This is a genomic window from Pseudomonas sp. FSL R10-0056, assembly GCF_009600105.1.
Taxonomy (GTDB): domain Bacteria; phylum Pseudomonadota; class Gammaproteobacteria; order Pseudomonadales; family Pseudomonadaceae; genus Aquipseudomonas; species Aquipseudomonas bubulae.
The window spans coordinates 15,169-33,311 of record NZ_WIWL01000179.1; the positions used below are offsets into that span (position 1 = coordinate 15,169).

19 protein-coding genes are annotated in these 18,143 nt (G+C 58.2%); 9 read left to right on the forward strand and 10 right to left on the reverse strand.

Going from position 1 to position 18,143, the window contains the following annotated elements; translation table 11 throughout:
• Positions 1-2 precede the first annotated feature (2 nt).
• Together GHO42_RS12805 and recQ are read right to left on the reverse strand one after the other, a co-directional pair.
• Positions 3-437 carry a MarR family transcriptional regulator gene (locus tag GHO42_RS12805; RefSeq protein WP_095002651.1) on the reverse strand — a complete coding sequence of 145 codons (435 nt, stop codon included), beginning with the start codon at positions 435-437 and terminating at the stop codon, positions 3-5.
• 119 nt (positions 438-556) lie between these two features.
• Positions 557-2,686 carry a DNA helicase RecQ gene (recQ, locus tag GHO42_RS12810; protein ID WP_095024137.1) on the reverse strand — a complete coding sequence of 710 codons (2,130 nt, stop codon included), beginning with the start codon at positions 2,684-2,686 and terminating at the stop codon, positions 557-559.
• 269 nt (positions 2,687-2,955) lie between these two features.
• Between recQ and GHO42_RS12815 the strand changes: the two genes are divergently transcribed.
• A complete protein-coding gene (locus GHO42_RS12815) occupies positions 2,956-3,543 on the forward strand; it encodes a YecA family protein (protein WP_095002653.1) in 588 nt (195 codons plus the stop codon).
• Between the two features lie 7 nt (positions 3,544-3,550).
• Positions 3,551-3,949 (forward strand): YbaN family protein, encoded by a 399-nt coding sequence (locus tag GHO42_RS12820; RefSeq protein WP_169916488.1) that lies wholly within the window; start codon positions 3,551-3,553, stop codon positions 3,947-3,949.
• A 95-nt stretch (positions 3,950-4,044) separates the two neighbouring features.
• Here GHO42_RS12820 and GHO42_RS12825 read toward each other — a convergent pair whose 3' ends face one another.
• Positions 4,045-4,650, reverse strand: coding sequence for a tRNA-uridine aminocarboxypropyltransferase (locus GHO42_RS12825; protein ID WP_095002654.1), 606 nt, complete (start codon positions 4,648-4,650; stop codon positions 4,045-4,047).
• Positions 4,651-4,667: 17 nt separating this feature from the next.
• Positions 4,668-5,561, reverse strand: coding sequence for a LysR family transcriptional regulator (locus GHO42_RS12830; RefSeq protein WP_095002655.1), 894 nt, complete (start codon positions 5,559-5,561; stop codon positions 4,668-4,670).
• 185 nt (positions 5,562-5,746) lie between these two features.
• Here GHO42_RS12830 and speB point away from each other — a divergent pair, with 185 nt between their 5' ends.
• The 3 genes from speB to GHO42_RS12845 all read left to right on the forward strand — a co-directional run bounded on the left by speB (position 5,747) and on the right by GHO42_RS12845 (position 8,869).
• Complete coding sequence (speB, locus tag GHO42_RS12835) at positions 5,747-6,697, forward strand: agmatinase (RefSeq protein WP_095002656.1); 951 nt, start codon at positions 5,747-5,749, stop codon at positions 6,695-6,697.
• A 96-nt stretch (positions 6,698-6,793) separates the two neighbouring features.
• Entirely contained in the window at positions 6,794-8,173 is a 1,380-nt protein-coding gene (locus tag GHO42_RS12840; RefSeq protein WP_095002657.1) for a sodium:solute symporter, read from the forward strand.
• A gap of 213 nt (positions 8,174-8,386) precedes the next feature.
• Positions 8,387-8,869 carry a hypothetical protein gene (locus GHO42_RS12845; RefSeq protein ID WP_095002658.1) on the forward strand — a complete coding sequence of 161 codons (483 nt, stop codon included), beginning with the start codon at positions 8,387-8,389 and terminating at the stop codon, positions 8,867-8,869.
• Between the two features lie 113 nt (positions 8,870-8,982).
• Here GHO42_RS12845 and GHO42_RS26090 read toward each other — a convergent pair whose 3' ends face one another.
• Together GHO42_RS26090 and GHO42_RS12850 are read right to left on the reverse strand one after the other, a co-directional pair.
• Positions 8,983-9,108, reverse strand: coding sequence for a PA1414 family protein (locus tag GHO42_RS26090; protein WP_254924894.1), 126 nt, complete (start codon positions 9,106-9,108; stop codon positions 8,983-8,985).
• A 156-nt stretch (positions 9,109-9,264) separates the two neighbouring features.
• Positions 9,265-10,140 carry a LysR family transcriptional regulator gene (locus GHO42_RS12850; protein WP_095002659.1) on the reverse strand — a complete coding sequence of 292 codons (876 nt, stop codon included), beginning with the start codon at positions 10,138-10,140 and terminating at the stop codon, positions 9,265-9,267.
• Between the two features lie 103 nt (positions 10,141-10,243).
• On the opposite strand from GHO42_RS12850, the gene GHO42_RS12855 reads away from it, so the two are divergent.
• The gene (locus GHO42_RS12855; protein ID WP_095032021.1) at positions 10,244-11,425 is read left to right on the forward strand and encodes an MFS transporter; all 1,182 of its coding nucleotides are present in this window, start codon (positions 10,244-10,246) and stop codon (positions 11,423-11,425) included.
• Here the strand turns inward: GHO42_RS12855 and GHO42_RS12860 are convergent.
• The 3 genes from GHO42_RS12860 to GHO42_RS12870 are packed head-to-tail and all read right to left on the reverse strand — an operon-like array spanning position 11,373 to position 13,608.
• Positions 11,373-12,302 carry a DMT family transporter gene (locus tag GHO42_RS12860; protein ID WP_095002661.1) on the reverse strand — a complete coding sequence of 310 codons (930 nt, stop codon included), beginning with the start codon at positions 12,300-12,302 and terminating at the stop codon, positions 11,373-11,375. The two genes, GHO42_RS12855 and GHO42_RS12860, sit on opposite strands and share 53 nt — an antisense overlap.
• Positions 12,303-12,344: 42 nt before the next feature.
• Positions 12,345-12,749, reverse strand: a complete 405-nt coding sequence (locus GHO42_RS12865) for a DUF2177 family protein (protein WP_095002662.1) — start codon at positions 12,747-12,749, stop codon at positions 12,345-12,347.
• Between the two features lie 22 nt (positions 12,750-12,771).
• Positions 12,772-13,608, reverse strand: coding sequence for a S1 RNA-binding domain-containing protein (locus GHO42_RS12870; RefSeq protein ID WP_095002663.1), 837 nt, complete (start codon positions 13,606-13,608; stop codon positions 12,772-12,774).
• A 358-nt stretch (positions 13,609-13,966) separates the two neighbouring features.
• Between GHO42_RS12870 and GHO42_RS12875 the strand changes: the two genes are divergently transcribed.
• Positions 13,967-14,146, forward strand: a complete 180-nt coding sequence (locus GHO42_RS12875) for a hypothetical protein (RefSeq protein ID WP_016781632.1) — start codon at positions 13,967-13,969, stop codon at positions 14,144-14,146.
• A 194-nt stretch (positions 14,147-14,340) separates the two neighbouring features.
• Positions 14,341-15,063, forward strand: coding sequence for a TorF family putative porin (locus GHO42_RS12880; protein ID WP_095002664.1), 723 nt, complete (start codon positions 14,341-14,343; stop codon positions 15,061-15,063).
• Positions 15,064-15,250: 187 nt separating this feature from the next.
• Here GHO42_RS12880 and GHO42_RS12885 read toward each other — a convergent pair whose 3' ends face one another.
• The gene (locus GHO42_RS12885) at positions 15,251-16,597 is read right to left on the reverse strand and encodes a DEAD/DEAH box helicase (protein WP_095002665.1); all 1,347 of its coding nucleotides are present in this window, start codon (positions 16,595-16,597) and stop codon (positions 15,251-15,253) included.
• A gap of 191 nt (positions 16,598-16,788) precedes the next feature.
• Between GHO42_RS12885 and GHO42_RS12890 the strand changes: the two genes are divergently transcribed.
• A complete protein-coding gene (locus tag GHO42_RS12890; RefSeq protein ID WP_095002666.1) occupies positions 16,789-18,057 on the forward strand; it encodes a mechanosensitive ion channel family protein in 1,269 nt (422 codons plus the stop codon).
• Positions 18,058-18,143 lie beyond the last annotated feature (86 nt).

Sequence of the window (18,143 nt, forward strand, 5' to 3'; positions counted from 1 at the left end):
GATCAGTTCTTTTCGAGGTTATCCAGAATCCGCTTGTGCACACGCAGGCAAATGCGCGCTTCTTCTTCATCAATACCCACGAACAGCTCCTGACGCAACGCCGTGGCAATGGCTTCGATCTGTTCGATCAGCGGGCGGGCAGAATCACTCAAGACGATTTTTTTCGCACGGCGGTCTTCAACCACCGCGTGACGCTGCACCAGCCCCTGCGCCTCGAGGCTGTCAAGCAGACGAGCCAGTGTCGGACCTTCAACGCCAACGCTCTGGGCCAGCTCGCGCTGCGTGGGCGCCTCGTCAAAACGGGCCAGATGCAAAAGCACCAGCCAGCGTGCCTGGGACAGGCCCAGGCCAGCGAGACGACGATCCAGCTCGGCACGCCAACCACGGGACATTTGGGCCAGTTGCATACCAAAACGGTGTTGATCGGTTAACGGCATAAAAAACTCAATGTTTAGACTGAAAATAGAGTGAAACTAATTATTAGTCAGCTAAGCATGCCGTTTGCTCATAGGCAAGGCCTATAAGTCAATCAATCGTTACATAATCCCCGTAATAGCTAGATTTCAAACTCCGATTGCAGGGCTGCACGCACGCAATACAGCACCCCCTCAGGTACCCGCCCCTTGAACTGCTCGGCGATGCTGGCCACGCTCGGCAGCTCGCCTTCACCATCGAGGAATGCATCCTGCACTTCCTCCATCAGCTCTTCAGGCAAGTCCAGTGCCTGCTCCAGCGACAGCTCCTGACGACCTATGGCTTCGGCCAGCATGGTGTAAACGTTCTTTTCCGAGCACTGCAATTGCCCGCTGATCTGCAGCGGAGTCATGCCGGCGCGGGCCAGGCTGATCAGTTCGTGGCGGATATCGGCCACCACCTTCGGTGTTTCGCCCTGCCCGCCCAGCACTTCGAGGAATGCCTCGCCATAACGCTCCAGCTTGCGTGCACCGACACCGCTGACCCTGGCCATCTCGGACATCGAGGTGGGCTGGCTGCGCAGCATTTCGAGCAGCGTGGAGTCGGGGAAGATGACATAGGGCGGTACGCCGTGCTCCTCGGCCAGTTTGCGCCGCAGGGCACGCAGGGCTTCCCACTGTTCGCGCTCTTCGCCACGCACCAGCTGGCTGGCCGGGCTGGCAGAGCTGCTCTTGACCGAGGTTTGCGGCTTGAGCTCGCGACGCAGCTCCAGGGTCACTTCGCCACGCAGCAACGGCCGGCAGCTGTCGCTCAGGCGCAGGCCGCCGTAGCCTTCAATATCGATGTCAGCCAGACCACGGGCCACCAGCTGGCGGAAAAGCGTGCGCCACTCGCCTTCGGCGCGGGCTTTGCCCACACCAAAAACAGACAGATGTTGATGGCCAAAGCTGCGGACTTTTTCGTTCTCGCGGCCCAGTAACACGTCGATCAGATGCCCGGTGCCATAACGTTGGCCCGTGCGATAAATGGCTGACAGCGCCTGGCGTGCCGGTTCGGTGGCGTCCCAGGTCTGCACGCCGTCCACGCAGTTGTCGCAATGCCCGCAAGGTTGTGGCATTTCTTCATCAAAGTAAGCGAGCAGGGTCTGACGGCGGCAGCGGGTTTCTTCACACAGCGACAGCATGGCGTCGAGTTTGTGGTGCTCCAGACGCTTGTGTCGCTCGTCGCCTTCGGAGTTTTGCAGCATCTGCTTGAGCATCACCACGTCTTGCAGGCCGTAGGCCATCCAGGCATCTGCCGGCAGACCATCACGGCCTGCGCGGCCGGTTTCCTGGTAATACGCCTCTAGCGACTTGGGCAAGTCCAGATGCGCAACGAAACGCACGTTGGACTTGTCGATGCCCATACCGAACGCAATGGTGGCTACCATGATCAGCCCTTCCTCGTTGAGGAAGCGCTTCTGGTTGGCAGCCCGGGTGTCGCTGGGCAAGCCGGCGTGATACGGCAAGGCCGGGAACCCCTGATCGCAGAGGAACTGCGCGACTTCATCGACTTTTTTACGGGACAGGCAGTAGACGATGCCCGCATCGCTGCGACGCTCCGACAAGAACGCCAGCAACTGCTTGCGCGGCTGCTCTTTGGGCACGATGCGATAGAAAATATTGGGACGGTCGAAGCTCGACAAAAAGCGTTCGGCATTCTGCAAATGCAGGCGAGTGACGATCTCTTCGCGGGTGCGCTTGTCGGCCGTGGCCGTCAGGGCAATTCGCGGCACAGTGGGAAACACTTCAGCCAGTTGGCCCAGCTGCAGGTATTCAGGGCGGAAGTCGTGGCCCCATTGCGATACGCAGTGAGCTTCGTCGATGGCAAACAAGGCGATGTCCAGGCTCTGCAAAAACGCCATCATGCGCGGCTGCACCAGACGCTCCGGCGCAAGATAGAGCATCTTGACTTCGCCGCGCTTGATACGGTTGGCCAGCTCGCGCTGCTGCTCGGCACTCAGGGTCGAATTCAAGGACGCCGCGGCCACCCCGAGTTCTTCAAGGGTCGCGACCTGGTCGTCCATCAAGGCAATCAGCGGCGATACCACCACGGCCAGGCCATCGCGCAGCAAGGCCGGCACCTGGAAGCACAGGGACTTGCCGCCGCCGGTGGGCATCAGCACCAGGGCGTCGCCACCATTGGCCACGCGCTCAATAATGTCACCCTGGCGGCCACGGAAACTGTCGTAGCCGAAGATGTCTTTGAGTACGCGTTGAGCCTGTTCGAGCATAGAAACTCCAGAAATCGCCGAAACACCCCTGCGCCAGCACGATCCGCTACGCCCGCAAGCCTCTAAAAGGCTCGGACCCAGGCCACCGGTACGCGACATTTAACGCAGGGCATCACAAAACGCGGCAGTATACCCGAGCACTCCCCCGCTGCGGGGGGTGTAATTGCAACACCGATAACCGGGAACTGATGGCAAATGTGCCCTGCGACTGGCTTGGAAGCTCAAGAAAGCCTAGAATTCACTATCGTTTATTTACTAGGTAACACTTAATGTCCTTCGCTGAGCAACTAACCCGCCTGCAAGCCTTCCTCGACGCCGACGAGCTGCATGACGAGGCGCTGGACTACGTGGCCACCCACGGCTATCTGACTGCCCTATCCATCTGTTCCGAGGAAGTGCCAGAGCGCGAATGGATCGACGCGATCTTCTCCGAAGCCCCGCACTACAAGGACGACGCCCAGCGCGCCGAAATCGAAGGCACGCTGATCCAGCTCAAGGCACATATCGCTCGCCAGTTGGCATCCGATGAAGAGTTCGAATTGCCATGCGACCTGGATCTGGGCGACGAGCCGGATGATTCCGACCTGCGCGGCTGGTGTGTAGGCTTTATGGAAGGCGTATTCATGCGCGAAGCCGCCTGGTTCGAAACCGCCGAAGAAGAAGTCAGCGAAATGCTGCTGCCAATCATGGTGGGCTCGGGCCTGTTCGATGATCAGCCAGAATTCGAAGACATCGCCAAAGATGCCAACCTGATGGACGACATGATCGTTCAGATTCCGGAAGCGCTGACCGCCCTGTACCTGCTGTGCCAAGCGCCAGACGAAAAGCCGGCGATCCTCAAACCGCGCCACCACTGATCCTTTAGTGGTTCAGCCCCCACTCGGCAACCGCCCGCGGTTGCTGCGCTACGCTTTGTTTGCCATTGGCTGGCTGAGCGTAGCCCTGGGGGTGATCGGCATATTTCTGCCGGTACTGCCTACAACCCCCTTTCTGCTATTGGCTGCCGCATGCTTTGCGCGCAGTTCGCCGCGTTTTTATCAATGGCTGGTCGAGCACCCACGGCTCGGGCCATGGATCCGCGACTACCTGGACGGTAATGGCATCCCGCTCAAGGGCAAGGTCTACGCCATTGGCCTGATGTGGCTGAGCATTGGCCTGTCCTGCTACCTGGTACCCTTGCCATGGGCCCGGGGCTTTATGCTGACCAGTGCCGTGCTGGTGAGCATCTACATCCTGCGACAAAAAACCCTCGAAAAACCCTGAAACCCTTGTGGGAGCGGGCTTGCTCGCGATCGCCCCAACTCGGTTTCCCTGACATACCCCGCAACCTGCATCGCGAGCAAGCCCGCGCCCACAGATTACGACTTGTGCCCGTGATTTTTCAGATAGGTATCGGCGCCCATCGCTTCGATCTGGCCTTCAATCAGCGCCTCGAACGGGCGCAGCAACGGCGTGAACGAGGTGGCCGGCTCCAGAATTTCCAGCGCCTGCACAATCGCTTCCAAAGTAGACAGGGCACCCGGCCCCGGCGCCTTGCGCAACCGGTAACGTGACACAGCGCCCTCGGGCAACGTCACCCGCGGCAATTGCGCCAGCAGCGGATTAAGGTGCAGCAACTTGCGCGCCTTGCGCCAGGTGCCATCGGGTACCACCAACAGCAACGGCAGGTCTTGCTCGCCGACAACATCGGCCACGATCAGTTGCGCATCGTCACCGGGGAACAATAACCGCGCCCGATACCCCGGCGGGTTGAGCAAGGTTGCCAAATCTTCGAACACCTCGCCAACCACCAATTGTGCGTTGGTCAGCCCCAAGGCTGCCAGTCGGGCGGTGTTCAGTGCGTGATTGACCTCACTGGGGTGCTGCAACAGCAACACGCGGGTACGGCTTGCCAGTTGTGGAATAAGTTCGCACAGGCAGTGGGACTGCGGGCGCATACAGCGCGGGCATTGGGCTCGGGACATAGAGTAAACGGGCTCGTTCAAGGTTTATGAAGCTGGGCTTTGAGCAGGTCGCGAAACGTCTGGATCAAGGGTTCGCGGCTGCGACCACGGCGCACGATCATCGAGAACGGTGCCTGATAGCCAAAGGTCGCGGGGAGCAGCACGCGCAGGTCACCCTTCTCCACCCAGGGCTCGGCATAGTGTTCGGGCAGGTAACCGATGTAGGCGCCCGAGAGCACCAGAATCAGCTGTGCCTCCATGCTGTCCACCGTCGCCGCGCTGTGCTTGAAGCCGTGGCGCGCCAGTTCAGCCTGGCTCCAGTAGCCGCGCCCGACCATCCGCTGCTGGGTAATCACCGGCCCGGGGATACGCCGTTCACTAAATAGAGGGTGTCGCGTGCTGCAGTACAGCCAGTGCTGCTCGCGGTACAACGGCTGGTAGACCAGCCCGCTCATGCGCGTGGAAAACGCTCCGATGGCCAGGTCCAGGCGATTGTCCTGAACCCCGAGCTGCAATTCATACGGGCTCATCACCGATAAATGCAGGTGCACCGCTGGATGCTCCTGGCTGTAGGCACCAATGGCCTCGGCAAAGGGCAAGGCCTTGTCGTTGACCGTCGAGTCGATCACACCCAGGTTCAGGGTACCGCGCAACTCACCCTTGAGCGCTGCCGCGTATTGCTCGAAACCTTCCAGTTCGCCCAGCAGGCGCAGGGTTTCCTGATGGAACAACTCGCCCTTGCTGGTCAGGCTGAACCCGCCACGACCGCGATGGCACAGCACCAGCCCCAGATTGGTTTCAAGCTGGCTCATATAGGTGCTGATGGCAGACGTCGAGAGGTTGAGCGCTTGCTGGGCATTGGCGAACCCCTGGTGCCTGACCACGCTGGCAAAAATTCGCAATAGTTTCAGATCGGGTAAAGCGTTGGCCATCAGTAACTCACTTTCCACCGTGGGAGCGGGCTTGCCCGCGATACAGGCAATGATGAATGATCAAAGTCTACCGCTATCAGTTTAGAAAAACCTGAACTAAGTATTTGTTCGCAGCGATTCTTCCCGCCTCGTACCTTTCGCAGAATCGAGCGCCATAACTCCTACAAAACGACGAGGCCTTACCCGTGGACAAAATTCTTCATCAACCACTGGGCGGTAATGAAATGCCGCGCTTCGCCGGCATCGCCACCATGATGCGCCTGCCCCACCTGCAATCGGCCGCCGGCCTTGACGCTGCTTTTGTCGGTGTGCCCCTGGATATCGGCACTTCGCTGCGCGCCGGCACCCGCTTCGGCCCCCGCGAAATCCGCGCCGAATCGGTAATGATCCGCCCGTACAACATGGCCACCGGCGCCGCCCCCTTTGATTCATTGTCGGTTGCCGATATCGGCGATGTGGCGATCAACACCTTCAACCTGCTGGACGCCGTGCGCATCATCGAAGAGGCCTACGACGAAATCCTTGAACACGATGTCATCCCCATGACCCTGGGCGGTGATCACACCATCACCCTGCCCATCCTGCGGGCCATCCATAAAAAGCACGGCAAGGTTGGCCTGGTGCATATCGATGCCCATGCCGATGTAAACGATCATATGTTTGGCGAGAAAATCGCCCACGGCACCACCTTCCGCCGCGCCGTGGAAGAAGGTCTGCTGGACTGTGACCGCGTGGTGCAAATCGGCCTGCGTGCCCAGGGCTATACCGCTGAGGACTTCAACTGGAGCCGCAAACAAGGGTTCCGCGTGGTGCAGGCCGAAGAGTGCTGGCATAAATCCCTGACGCCATTGATGGCCGAAGTGCGCGAGAAAGTCGGTAACGGCCCGGTGTACCTGAGCTTTGATATCGACGGCATCGACCCGGCCTGGGCGCCGGGCACCGGCACCCCGGAAATCGGCGGCCTGACCACCATCCAGGCAATGGAGGTGATCCGCGGTTGCCAGGGCCTCGACCTGGTCGGCTGCGATCTGGTAGAAGTCTCGCCGCCGTACGACACCACCGGCAACACTTCATTACTGGGCGCCAACCTGCTCTACGAAATGCTCTGCGTGCTGCCCGGCGTAGTACATCGATAAGGACATCTCTGCGGTGCCAGCAAGCCTTGCGCTTATGGCACCAAGCCACCGTGCTTTAGCTGCATCCATAAAAAAAATAATCGGAGATTCGCCATCATGGCTCTAGATCTACTGGTCGTCCTTATCTACGCAGCGGCAATGCTGGTGCTCGGTTACTACGGCATGCGCAAGGCCAAAACCCACGAAGACTATCTGGTTGCCGGGCGCAACCTGGGACCCACGCTGTATATGGGCACGATGGCCGCCACCGTTTTGGGCGGTGCCTCTACCGTCGGCACCGTGCGCCTGGGCTATGTACACGGGATTTCCGGCTTCTGGCTATGTGCCGCTCTGGGTTGCGGGATCATCGCGCTGAACCTGTTTTTGGCCAAGCCGCTGCTCAAACTGAAAATTTTTACCGTCACCCAGGTGCTGGAAAAACGCTACAACCCGATGGCCCGCCAGGCCAGTGCGGTGATCATGCTGGCCTACGCACTGATGATCGGCGTGACCTCAATCCTGGCCATCGGCACCGTTCTGGAAGTGCTGTTCGGCCTGCCTTTCTGGATCTCGGTATTGATCGGTGGTGGCGTGGTGGTGATCTACTCCACCGTGGGCGGCATGTGGTCGCTGACCCTGACCGACATCGTCCAGTTCGTGATCAAGACGGTCGGCCTGATGTTCGTGCTGCTGCCCATCTGCCTGTACCGCGTCGGCGGCTGGGATGAACTGGTGAGCAAGTTGCCAGCCTCGAACTTCAGCTTCACCAGCATCGGCTGGGACACGATCATCACCTACTTCATGATTTATTTTTTCGGCATCCTGATCGGCCAGGACATCTGGCAACGGGTGTTCACCGCCAAAACTGCCAAAGTGGCCAAGTATGCTGGCACATTCGCCGGGTTCTACTGCATCCTCTATGGCCTGACCTGTGCACTGATCGGTATGGCCGCACACGTGCTGATTCCCGACCTGGATAACGTCAACAACGCCTTTGCCGCCATCGTCAAAGTGTCGCTGCCAGACGGTATTCGCGGGTTGGTGATTGCAGCAGCACTGGCGGCCATGATGTCCACCGCCAGCGCCGGTTTGCTGGCAGCCTCCACCGTACTGACCGAAGACCTGTTGCCAAGGCTGCGCGGCGGCAAGCAGTCGAGCCTGCGGATCAACCGCCTGTTTACCCTGCTGACGGGCATTGCCGTACTGGGTATCGCGCTGGTGGTGTCTGATGTGATCAGCGCCCTGACCCTGGCCTACAACCTGCTGGTGGGCGGCATGCTGGTGCCATTGATCGGCGCGATTTTCTGGAAACGCGCCACTACAGCGGGCGCCATCTCCAGCATGAGCCTGGGTTTTATCACCGCATTGATCTTCATGATCAAGGACGGCCTGGACGCCAACACCCCGATCTACTACAGCCTGGCCGTGGCACTGGCAAGCTTTGTGCTGGTCAGCCTGATAGATCGGCGCCCTGTGGCGGTGGCCAGCGTCGCCTGAGAAGGTCTTTCTTGAGCGGGTCCGACGTTCCTGTTCGTACCCGTTTTTCTGCCGATCTCATTTCATACAACCGCAAACACCAATACCCCGCCCACGCAGCGCCTTGTCGCTGCCAGCCCATTAGTCAGTCCAACTACGCTTGAAAAGCGGCTACAGGGGGATGTAGCCGCTCAACTTCAAACTACCTGTGATTGATTAAATGGACTTAACACCATGACCCACTTCAAGACGTACCTGGCTATTGCCGTGGTGGCCACCACCACGATGCTCACCGGCATGAATGCTCAAGCCGATGTCACCACACTGACATTCGAGATCATCAACAACACCTCCGGGCCGCTCAAACTCAATCGTTCAAACTGGAACCTGTCGCTGGTCGAACCTGGCTACTTTGATGTCGATCCGTTAAGCGAGCATTCGATTGCAGTCAGCTATAAAACCAGCTTCGGCTACCCGCGCAAAACCCCTGCGATACTTCGCGAAGTCTTTTCATACGCCAATGGCAATCGGGAATGCACCTTTAACACAGCACTGCGGGTTACCCAGTCATTTGGCGTATTCAAACCCACACTGAGCTCTACACGATCTGCCAGTGCAACCTCGACGGGTATGGATGATGCGAAATGTGAAGCGCGAATAACGGAGAAAACAGACCAGGCGCCGCTAAACTACAGCGTGCGTTTTACCATGGGCTGACAAGCCCTGATGGATGGGGGCAGTTCACACTGCCCTTGTGTTGCCTGCAGCCCTTCACCCCTCTCGCCGGCAATCACCGGGAGCCGTGAACGGCACGCGACGCAAACGCAACTTTAGCGGCGACGTTGCGGACGACGACGCGGATCCTCGACAGGGATAGGCACAGGTTGCATTGGCGGCTCGATCAGGCCGAGGGCCACGCCCAGGTCATGGAGCCAGGTTTGCAGTTTGTCTTTCATATATCCCCCTTGGGGTCACTCGAGCGACGGGAATTCAGTGGTCGCTTCGTACAGATAATAGTCCTAAGTACTACAAGATGCTTGCTTAAGGTCAATGAACTTTAGGCTAAGTCGCCCCATACATCGGATTCAGGCCAGCACTTGAAGTTGCAGCGATTAATCATGAACTGGCAGCGAACGGGCCTGTTGCAGCTGTATCCAGGCATTCAGGTTTGCCCCCGTCATGCCTTTTCGCCACATCAGCCAGGTCGTGGCGCATGCAAAAGGTTGTTTCAAAGGGTGTACACGGACATTTTCACGCCCCGGCAAGCTGGCCAGCATCGAAGCCGGCATCAATGCGACCCCCGACCCCGCCGCCACGCACGCCAGCATGCCTTGATAGGATTCAATCTCCATTACCCGGCCCATGGCTGCGCGATCACTGGCGTACCAGGCTTCAAGCCGGGCCCGATAAGAACAGCCCTGGCGAAAAGTAAACACTTCACGCCCCTGCACATCCTTGGCGTGGGTGATCTGCGGATGATCCAGATCACTGATCAGTACCAGGCGCTCGTCACAAAACTCCACCCCGTCCAGGCCTGCCAATTCCAGCGGGCCATCCACCAGGGCAGCATCCAGGCGCCCGCCCAGCAGCCCTTCGAGCAACTCGCCGCTGGGTGCCGATTGCACATGCAGATTCACCGCCGGGTAGGTGCGATGGTAGTGCGCCAGCAGGTTCGGCAAATGGATTGCCGCAGTGCTGTACATGGTGCCCAGGGTGAACTTGCCCGAAGGCACGCCACCCTGCACGGCGCTCAGCGCTTCATCGTGCAGGGCAAACAAACGTGCGGTGTAGTCCAGCAGCACCTGCCCTGCCGGAGATAACTGCAAGCGCTGACGCTCACGCATAAACAGTTCGACACCCATCTGCTCTTCCAGTTGCTTGAGCCGGGTCGACAGGTTGGAAGGCACTCGGTGCAGACGCTCAGCCGCACGGGTGATCGACCCTTCTTCAGCCACGGCCTGAAAAATACGTAATTGGCTGAACTCCACACGATTCTCCAAAACAGAATAAGTAGATCACTATTATTCATTTTTAGAGAAAGTCAAATACCACTAGCCTGACGGTCATTGTTCACTATCGGGAAATCCCAGCATGTCGCCCCTGATTCGCCTGCTCGCCAGCCTTGTTGCACTCATGATGGCCATGGGCATTGGCCGTTTTTCCCTGACGCCGCAACTGCCGCACCTGATCAGCGAAGGCCAGATCGACCTGACCGGCGCAGGGCTGATTGCCGCCGCCAACTACCTGGGTTACCTGCTCGGCGCCCTGGATGCCATGCGCGCCAGGCGCCCCGACCAGGTGCGTAACCGATTGCATACAGGCCTGTGGCTGTGCGTTGGGCTGACGCTGGCGTCGTACTGGGCCCAGGGGTTTTGGGCGCATCTGTTATTACGATTCGGCTCCGGGATCGCCAGTGCCTGGGTGATGGTGATGATCACCGCACTGAGTCAGCACATCGCCATCACCGCCAATCGACCGCGTCTGGGCGCTCTGGTTTTTGCCGGGCCCGGTCTCGGGGTGATGCTGACCGGACTGCTGGCCCTGGCCGCCAATTTAACCGGGCAAGACTCGGCCACGCTCTGGATGATTTATGCCCTGGCGGCACTGCTGATGTTGCTGGTGATTTTGCCCGCGCTACCGCAACCCGCTGCACTTGCCGCCCGGCCTCAAACGATGCAGCCCGATAACCGGCAACCCGGGATCGCCCGTCTGGGAGCAATTTATGGGCTCTATGGCCTGGGCTATATCATCCCGGCGACATTTTTATCCCAGATGGCCAATGCCCGGTTTCATGGCCAGTGGCAAGCCGATCTGTTCTGGCCAGCATTCGGGCTATGTGCTGCCATTGGCGTGGCACTGATCAGCTTTCGTCGGCCGCGCCCTGCTACCACGCGCTTCTGGCTGATGGGCGGGTTATGGATTCAAGCCCTTGGTGTGCTGGCGTGCCTGCTTCCGAGCAGCGCGGGGCTGGCACTTGGTGTAATCCTCTGCGGCACGCCGTTTCTGGCCTGCATGCCGCTGGTGATGCAGTGCTCACGGGATCTGGCGCCCAATGCCACAGCGCGCAATGCGGCCATGCTGACCGCCTGTTTCGCCGTGGGCCAACTGTGCGGGCCATTGCTGGCTGCACTGAGCAGCCATTTCAGCGGCGGCTTGCTACCGGCACTGATCATCGCGGCCAGCGGGCTGCTGCTAGCGGGCACTCTGGCCTGGCAGTCGGTCAGCCCCCCAGCAGAGCACGCACTTTGCGACGCACCCACTGCTCGGCGCTGACAAACGTAATACCGCACAGCACCAGCACTGCGCCCACCACAAAGTTGACGCTCAGAGGCTCATGCAGCACCAGCACACCGAATGTCACTCCGAACAGCGGGGTCATGAAGGAGAACACCGCCAAGTTGGAAGCCATATAACGCTTGAGTAACCAGAACCACACCAGATAACTGAAGAACGACACGACCAGCCCTTGAAACAGCACACTGGCCACCGCCACGGTGGTCAGGCTGACGTGGCTGATCTGGCCGCTGAAAGCGGCAATCACCAGCAGGCCGAAAAAACCGACAATCAACTGATAGAACAGGGTCAGGGTCACAGGTGCCTCCGACAACCGCGAGCCGCGCACCACCACCGTGGTCGCGCCCCAGGCCATGCCCGCCAGAATGGCGTAGGCATCGCCCAGCAGCACGTTGCGGTCCATGTCAGCAAACGACATACCGCCCGCGAATGAGAAGGCAATCCCGGCAAACGCAAGCAATATCCCCAGCCATTGCAAAGGCCGCAAGCGCTCGCTGGGCAACAGCCAGTTAATCCCGAGTGCGGTGAAAATGGGCGCGGTATAGAGAAATACCGACATATGCGCGGCACTGGTCAGTTGCAGGCCTTCGGAAATAAAGAAGAACTCCAGGCCGAACAAGCTGCCTGCCAGTAAACCGCCACGCCAGGTGGCAGGCACCTGGCTCCAGCCACCCTTCCAGCAGATCAGCAGCCCAACCAGCAGTGCTGAAATACCGGAGCGCATGGCGGCCTGCATCACGGGTGCGATATCGGGTGCCGCCAGCTTGATGATGACCTGTTGCACACCCCAGATCAGGCACAATCCCAGCATCACTTGCAGTGCGAAAGCATCCGTTGCTCGCCGCGAAACACTCATAGTTCACCCGAAAAAAGCCACACCTAAAAAGGTCGAAAACAATCAGGACGCCAGCTTGCGTGCCGCCCAATAACCCGACAGGGCTGCAAGACAGGTCAGTAACCCGCCCCAGGCCATGTCCATCAATGCCAACTGGGGCGACCAACCTTGCAGCGTGGCCCAGTTAGTCATGTCATAGGTGCCATAAGCCACCAGCCCGAAAAACGCACCTGCCAGAGCAGCCCTGCGCGCACTGGCCCGGGCAAGGGCCGGCAATACCACAAAGAACACCACGCCCAGCACATACAGCAGGTAAAACACGATGGCCGGGCCCCACTTGGGTTGAGCCAGCATCAACGAACCCAACAGCTCTTTATAGGTAGAGCTCATAAGCAGGCCCAGCCACAGGCCGTCAAGCACCAGAAAAGCCAGTAACGCACCGATATACGCCCACACTGCCTTGCTCATGTCGCCAGCCCCTCGTGTTGGATCAGATCAGTTCGATACGGTCCGGGTGGATCGCAATCTTGCCTTCCTTGTAGAGCGCACCAATGGCTTTCTTGAAGTTGCCCTTGCTGACGCCAAAATGAGTACTGATGACTTCAGGGGCACTTTTGTCGCTCACGGCGAGCACACCGTTGTTGTCGCGCAACTTGCTGAGGATCTTCGAATTCAGGCTGCTGGCTGCTTCCTGGCCAACCGGTTGCAGGCTCAGGCTGATCTTGCCGTCCGCACGGACTTCCTTGATGTAGCCCTTTTCCTGCTTGCCCGCACGCATGAACTTGAAGATTTCATTCTTGTGGATCAAACCCCAGTGCTTGTTGTTGATCACGGCTTTAAAGCCCATGTCCGTGGCCTCGGCCACCAACAGATCAACTTCCTGGCCGACCTGATAATTGGCCGGGGTTTTGTCCAGGTAGCGGTCCAGACGGGCAGTCGCGGTGATACGACGCGTGTGCTTGTCGAGGTAGACGTGCACCACGACATATTCGCCGGCGGTCATCTGGCGCTTTTCTTCGGAATACGGCAACAGCAAATCTTTTGGTAAACCCCAATCGAGGAATACGCCGATGCTGTTAACTTCAACCACTTTCAAGCTGGCAAATTCACCGACTTGAACTTTTGGTTTTTCAGTGGTGGCAATTAACTTGTCAGCGCTGTCCAAATAAACAAAGACGTTGAGCCAGTCTTCATCTTCGCTGGGAATATCTTTTGGAATATAACGATTGGGCAACAGGATTTCGCCGTCAGCCCCACCATCCAGATACAAACCGAAGTTTGTATGTTTAACCACTTGCAAACTGTTGTAGCGACCGATTAAAGCCATGTCCAATACCCTCATTACGTAGGCGGCATTCTACCCGAGTTTAGGGGGGCAAATTGGAGTGCCGCAGCCCGCCATCCAAAAAATCTGCGAAAGGTTTGATTTATCAGGTTTTTCCAACGCGCCTTGGACGCCACTCGTCAGCCTGGCGGATGCTCAAAGGCCATCTGCGCACGGCCGGACACGTATACAAAACCTCCCACGTTATGAATTAAAACAGCGAGTTAGCCGACAATTATGCAGTCGTTCATGCTGACTCATACTGCACCGATATTATTTTACGAAGATATTTAACAAGCAATTGTCAAGTATTTCAGGTACTATCGCTGGCCAAGTTATTTTCTACAGGTCAATAGCCGCCATGCGTGTAAAAGCATCCGCCAGCAAAGCAAAGCCAGCTCCCGCTGTTGAAACCAGTGATTCCATCAATGCTCAAATCGAAGCATTCCTGAAATCCGGCGGCGAGATTCAGCAAATCAGCAAAGGCGTCAGCGGCCAAACTTTCGGCCCGTCCAAGCAAATCACGCTCGGCAAGAAGTAATACCCCCTCGCTTCATCTGGTCCTTATGCGCTTTGCCCTTCAAGGCGCTAGGACTCTCGATTTATCCCCTTTGTTCCCCTGCCCCGCCCCCGATTCGCATCGATAAATCGACGAACGGCACTTTGTTGCCGATATTCCTGCGTATGCTCCGAAGGCTCTGAATCAAGCCTTTGAGCCCAAATAGGGAGCCGATCATGCTGACACGGACGGTGTTGCTGGCCAGCACGCTGCTGACCAGCACCATTGCAGACGCACAGGTGTTTTCCCGCGAGCTGGGCGACTTCGACCTGAAGCTGGCCACCCAGCCCAGCCGCAGCATGGCCCAGGGCCTGGTCAAGCCCACCAGCCCCGGCTCGACCTTTCATGGCGGCCTGGACCTGACCCACGACAGCGGCTGGTATGTCGGGCAATGGGCGCCAACCATGGGCATCAAGCCTGGCAGCAACCTGGAAGTGGATTCGTATCTGGGTTACAAGCGCCCCTTTGACCAGACCCTGAGCTATGAGCTGGGGGTGATCCATTACAGCTACCCCAAAGTCGACTCACTGGACAGCCAGCAGATCTTTGCAGGCCTCACCGTGCTGGGCACGCGCTTTGGCGCCGCCTTCAGCAATGATCCGGGGCGCCGCGACAGTACATTGTTTGCCGACCTGGGGGTCAACCAGCCCTTTGGCATCGGCGTAAGCATGAAATACACCACCCACCAACTGGGCTCACCGGTGTCCATTGCCGACGGTGGCAGCGTACGCGCATTCAATGACTGGTCGATCAAACTCTCGCGCCCCTGGATGGGCATTGACCTCAACGTGATCTACAGCGATTCCAGCCTGGACGGCAGCGACTGCTCTGCCTACTCAGGGCAGAACACCCAGTGTGATGGCTTACTGACATTTAAGGCCGAGCGGACGTTCTACTGAAACGCCCGGGTTTTGTCGGAGCGGGCTAGCTCGCGATGCAGACGGCGCGGTTTCCCAGTCACCCCACGATGACACCATCGCAGGCAAGCCAGCTCCTGCAGACATTGCGGCGCTCGCAAAATCTGCGGCGTTTCAGGCAACAAAAAACCCGGCGCAGGCCGGGTTTTTTGTGAGCCATGCCAGCGATTTACTCAGCCGCTGGTGCTTCTGGCTTGCGGCGCTTGAGCGGCGCCATGCCGTCCTTGCTGACCAACGAAAGAGCGTCGGTCTTCGGGCGGTTGGCGATCTTGCGCTTGGTCGGTGCCTTGGCGCCCGACTTCTTCTTGACGCCCTTGGCGTCGGTCTTTTTCTTCTTCACACCAACAGCCTTACCCGAAGCCTTGACGTTTTTCGGGCCGCCGTAGACGCCTTTGACTTCCTTGATGGTACGGCGCTCGAAGCTTTGCTTCAGGTAGCGCTCAATGCTGGACATCAGGTTCCAGTCACCGTGGCAGATCAGCGAGATCGCCAGGCCATCATTGCCCGCACGGCCAGTACGACCAATACGGTGAACGTACTCGTCGCCGCTGCGAGGCATATCGAAGTTGATCACCAGATCCAGGCCTTCAACGTCCAGACCACGGGCCGCCACGTCGGTAGCCACCAGAATCTTGACGCCGCCCTGCTTCAGGCGATCGATGGCCAGCTTGCGGTCTTTCTGGTCTTTTTCACCGTGCAAGACGAACGCCTTGTACTCCTGAGCCACCAGGCGACCGTAGATGCGGTCAGCCATGGCACGGGTGTTGGTGAAAACGATGGCTTTTTGATAAGTCTCGTTAGCCAGCAGCCAGTTAACAATTTGCTCTTTGTGCTGGTTGTGGTCTGCCGTGATGATCTGCTGACGCGTGGTGGCGTTCAACTGGCTGACCTGGTTGAGCTGCAAGTGCTCAGGGTTGTTCAGTACCTTGCCGATCATCTCACGCAGGCCCGAACCACCGGTGGTGGCCGAGAACAGCATGGTTTGCTGACGGTTCGGGCACTCATCGACCAGACGTTGCACGTCTTCGGAGAAACCCATGTCGAGCATGCGGTCGGCTTCGTCGAGTACCAGAACTTCAACTTCTTTCAAGTCAAGGTTGCCGGCATTCAGTTGCTCGAGCAAACGGCCAGGGGTGCCAATCAGGATATCCGGCACCTTGCGCAGCATGGCCGCCTGAACCTTGAAGTCCTCACCGCCGGTGATCAGACCGGACTTGATGAACGTGAACTGCGAAAAACGCTCAACTTCTTTTAGCGTTTGCTGTGCCAGCTCGCGGGTCGGCAGCAAAATCAACGCTTTGATACTGACGCGGATTTTGGCAGGACCAATCAGACGATTCAGAATCGGCAGTACGAAAGCGGCGGTTTTGCCACTCCCGGTTTGAGCTGTAACCCGCAGGTCACGCCCTTCGAGCGCGAGCGGGATGGCCGCTGCTTGCACAGGCGTAGGCTCGACAAATTTAAGCTCGGCCACAGCTTTAAGCAGGCGTTCGTGCAGGGCGAAATCGGAAAACACGGGTGCTACCTCGAAGAAATACAAAAAATCAGCGGCATAGAGTAACGGTTTCGAGCGCCAAGGCCGAGTTACTTTGCACGAACGGCGTGAAACAAATGGTTTTTTAGGGTCTTTAGTCCAATCAGGGCCCACAAATCGCCCTGAAGTGCTCTAATCCCATGGCCATTTATTACCGGATATCGTTTTAGCTTATGGATACTCAAGCACTCTGGAGCCAAATCCAGGACCTGTGGGCCAATCTGGATCAACATCCCTGGGTTTCGGCCATACTGGGCCTGATCGTTCTCGTGGGCGTCGCCCTGCTGGCCGGTCATATCGCACGCATTATTATCCTGCGCGTGACCAAAATGCTCGGCCGCCAACCGGCCCTGCACTGGATCAATGATTTACGCGAACACAAGGTGTTCCATCGCCTGGCGCAACTGACTCCCTCGCTGATAGTGCAGTTCGGGCGCAATCTGGTGCCGGACATGAGCGACAACGGTCGCCACTTCCTTGGCAACCTGGCGCTGGCCATCACCATCTTCGTACTGACGCGGGTTATCAGTTCACTGCTGGACGCCTTGCTCGACATCTATTCGCGCACCAACTACGCCAAGACCCGCCCGATTAAGGGCTACATTCAGCTGACCAAAATGTTGCTGTATGTGTTCTCGGCCATCATCATTGTCGCGACCCTGATCGACCGCTCGCCAATGCTGCTGCTTTCCGGGCTGGGGGCAATGTCTGCGGTTATCCTGCTGGTCTACAAGGATACCCTGCTGTCGTTCGTGGCCAGCGTACAGTTAACCAGCAACGACTTGCTGCGGGTTGGCGACTGGATCGAAATGCCTCAGGTCGGGGCCGATGGTGATGTGATCGATATCACCCTGCATACCGTCAAGGTGCAGAATTTCGACAAGACCATTGTCTCGATACCCACCTGGCGCCTGATGTCCGAGTCGTTCAAGAACTGGCGCGGCATGCAGCAGTCCGGCGGCCGGCGGATCAAGCGCAGCCTGTTTATTGACGCAAGCGATGTTGCGTTCCTGACCGATGAGCAGGAGCAACGTCTGGAGGGAGTGCGCCTGCTGAGCGACTACCTGCATCGCAAGAAAGCCGAACTCAAAAGCTGGAATGAAGCCCAGGGCAACGTGGCAGCCATGTCAGCCAACCGTCGACGCATGACCAATATCGGTACTTTCCGCGCCTATGCCCTTGCCTATCTGAAAAGCCATGCCGATATCCAGCCGAACATGACCTGCATGGTGCGCCAACTGCAAACCACGCCTCAAGGCGTACCCCTGGAGGTGTACTGCTTTACCCGAACCACTGTGTGGGACGAATACGAACGCATTCAGGGCGATATCTTCGACTATCTGCTGTCAGTACTGCCCGAGTTCGGTTTAAGCGTGTACCAGCAACCAAGCGGCAATGACCTGCGCAAGGGGCTGTTGACCAGAATACCGATCGAAGAGTGATGTGTAGCCGCTGAGGAGTACAGAGAGGCTGCGAGAATCTGAAAGCCCTGCGGGGCTTGTCGCAGCCTCTTGTCTCGTCAGCGGCT

Bases quoted from the DNA above. Each gene is read 5' to 3' on its own strand.
- GHO42_RS12875 (WP_016781632.1), top strand. From the start codon at position 13,967: ATGCGTGTAAAAGCATCCGCCAGCAAAGCAAAGCCAGCTCCCGCTGTT.
- GHO42_RS12830 (WP_095002655.1), bottom strand. From the start codon at position 5,561: ATGGCCAACGCTTTACCCGATCTGAAACTATTGCGAATTTTTGCCAGC.
- recQ (WP_095024137.1), bottom strand. From the start codon at position 2,686: ATGCTCGAACAGGCTCAACGCGTACTCAAAGACATCTTCGGCTACGAC.
- GHO42_RS12880 (WP_095002664.1), top strand. From the start codon at position 14,341: ATGCTGACACGGACGGTGTTGCTGGCCAGCACGCTGCTGACCAGCACC.
- GHO42_RS12860 (WP_095002661.1), bottom strand. From the start codon at position 12,302: ATGAGTGTTTCGCGGCGAGCAACGGATGCTTTCGCACTGCAAGTGATG.
- GHO42_RS12890 (WP_095002666.1), top strand. From the start codon at position 16,789: ATGGATACTCAAGCACTCTGGAGCCAAATCCAGGACCTGTGGGCCAAT.
- GHO42_RS12825 (WP_095002654.1), bottom strand. From the start codon at position 4,650: ATGTCCCGAGCCCAATGCCCGCGCTGTATGCGCCCGCAGTCCCACTGC.
- GHO42_RS12870 (WP_095002663.1), bottom strand. From the start codon at position 13,608: ATGGCTTTAATCGGTCGCTACAACAGTTTGCAAGTGGTTAAACATACA.
- GHO42_RS12845 (WP_095002658.1), top strand. From the start codon at position 8,387: ATGACCCACTTCAAGACGTACCTGGCTATTGCCGTGGTGGCCACCACC.
- GHO42_RS12855 (WP_095032021.1), top strand. From the start codon at position 10,244: ATGTCGCCCCTGATTCGCCTGCTCGCCAGCCTTGTTGCACTCATGATG.
- GHO42_RS26090 (WP_254924894.1), bottom strand. From the start codon at position 9,108: ATGAAAGACAAACTGCAAACCTGGCTCCATGACCTGGGCGTGGCCCTC.
- GHO42_RS12865 (WP_095002662.1), bottom strand. From the start codon at position 12,749: ATGAGCAAGGCAGTGTGGGCGTATATCGGTGCGTTACTGGCTTTTCTG.
- GHO42_RS12840 (WP_095002657.1), top strand. From the start codon at position 6,794: ATGGCTCTAGATCTACTGGTCGTCCTTATCTACGCAGCGGCAATGCTG.
- GHO42_RS12805 (WP_095002651.1), bottom strand. From the start codon at position 437: ATGCCGTTAACCGATCAACACCGTTTTGGTATGCAACTGGCCCAAATG.
- GHO42_RS12815 (WP_095002653.1), top strand. From the start codon at position 2,956: ATGTCCTTCGCTGAGCAACTAACCCGCCTGCAAGCCTTCCTCGACGCC.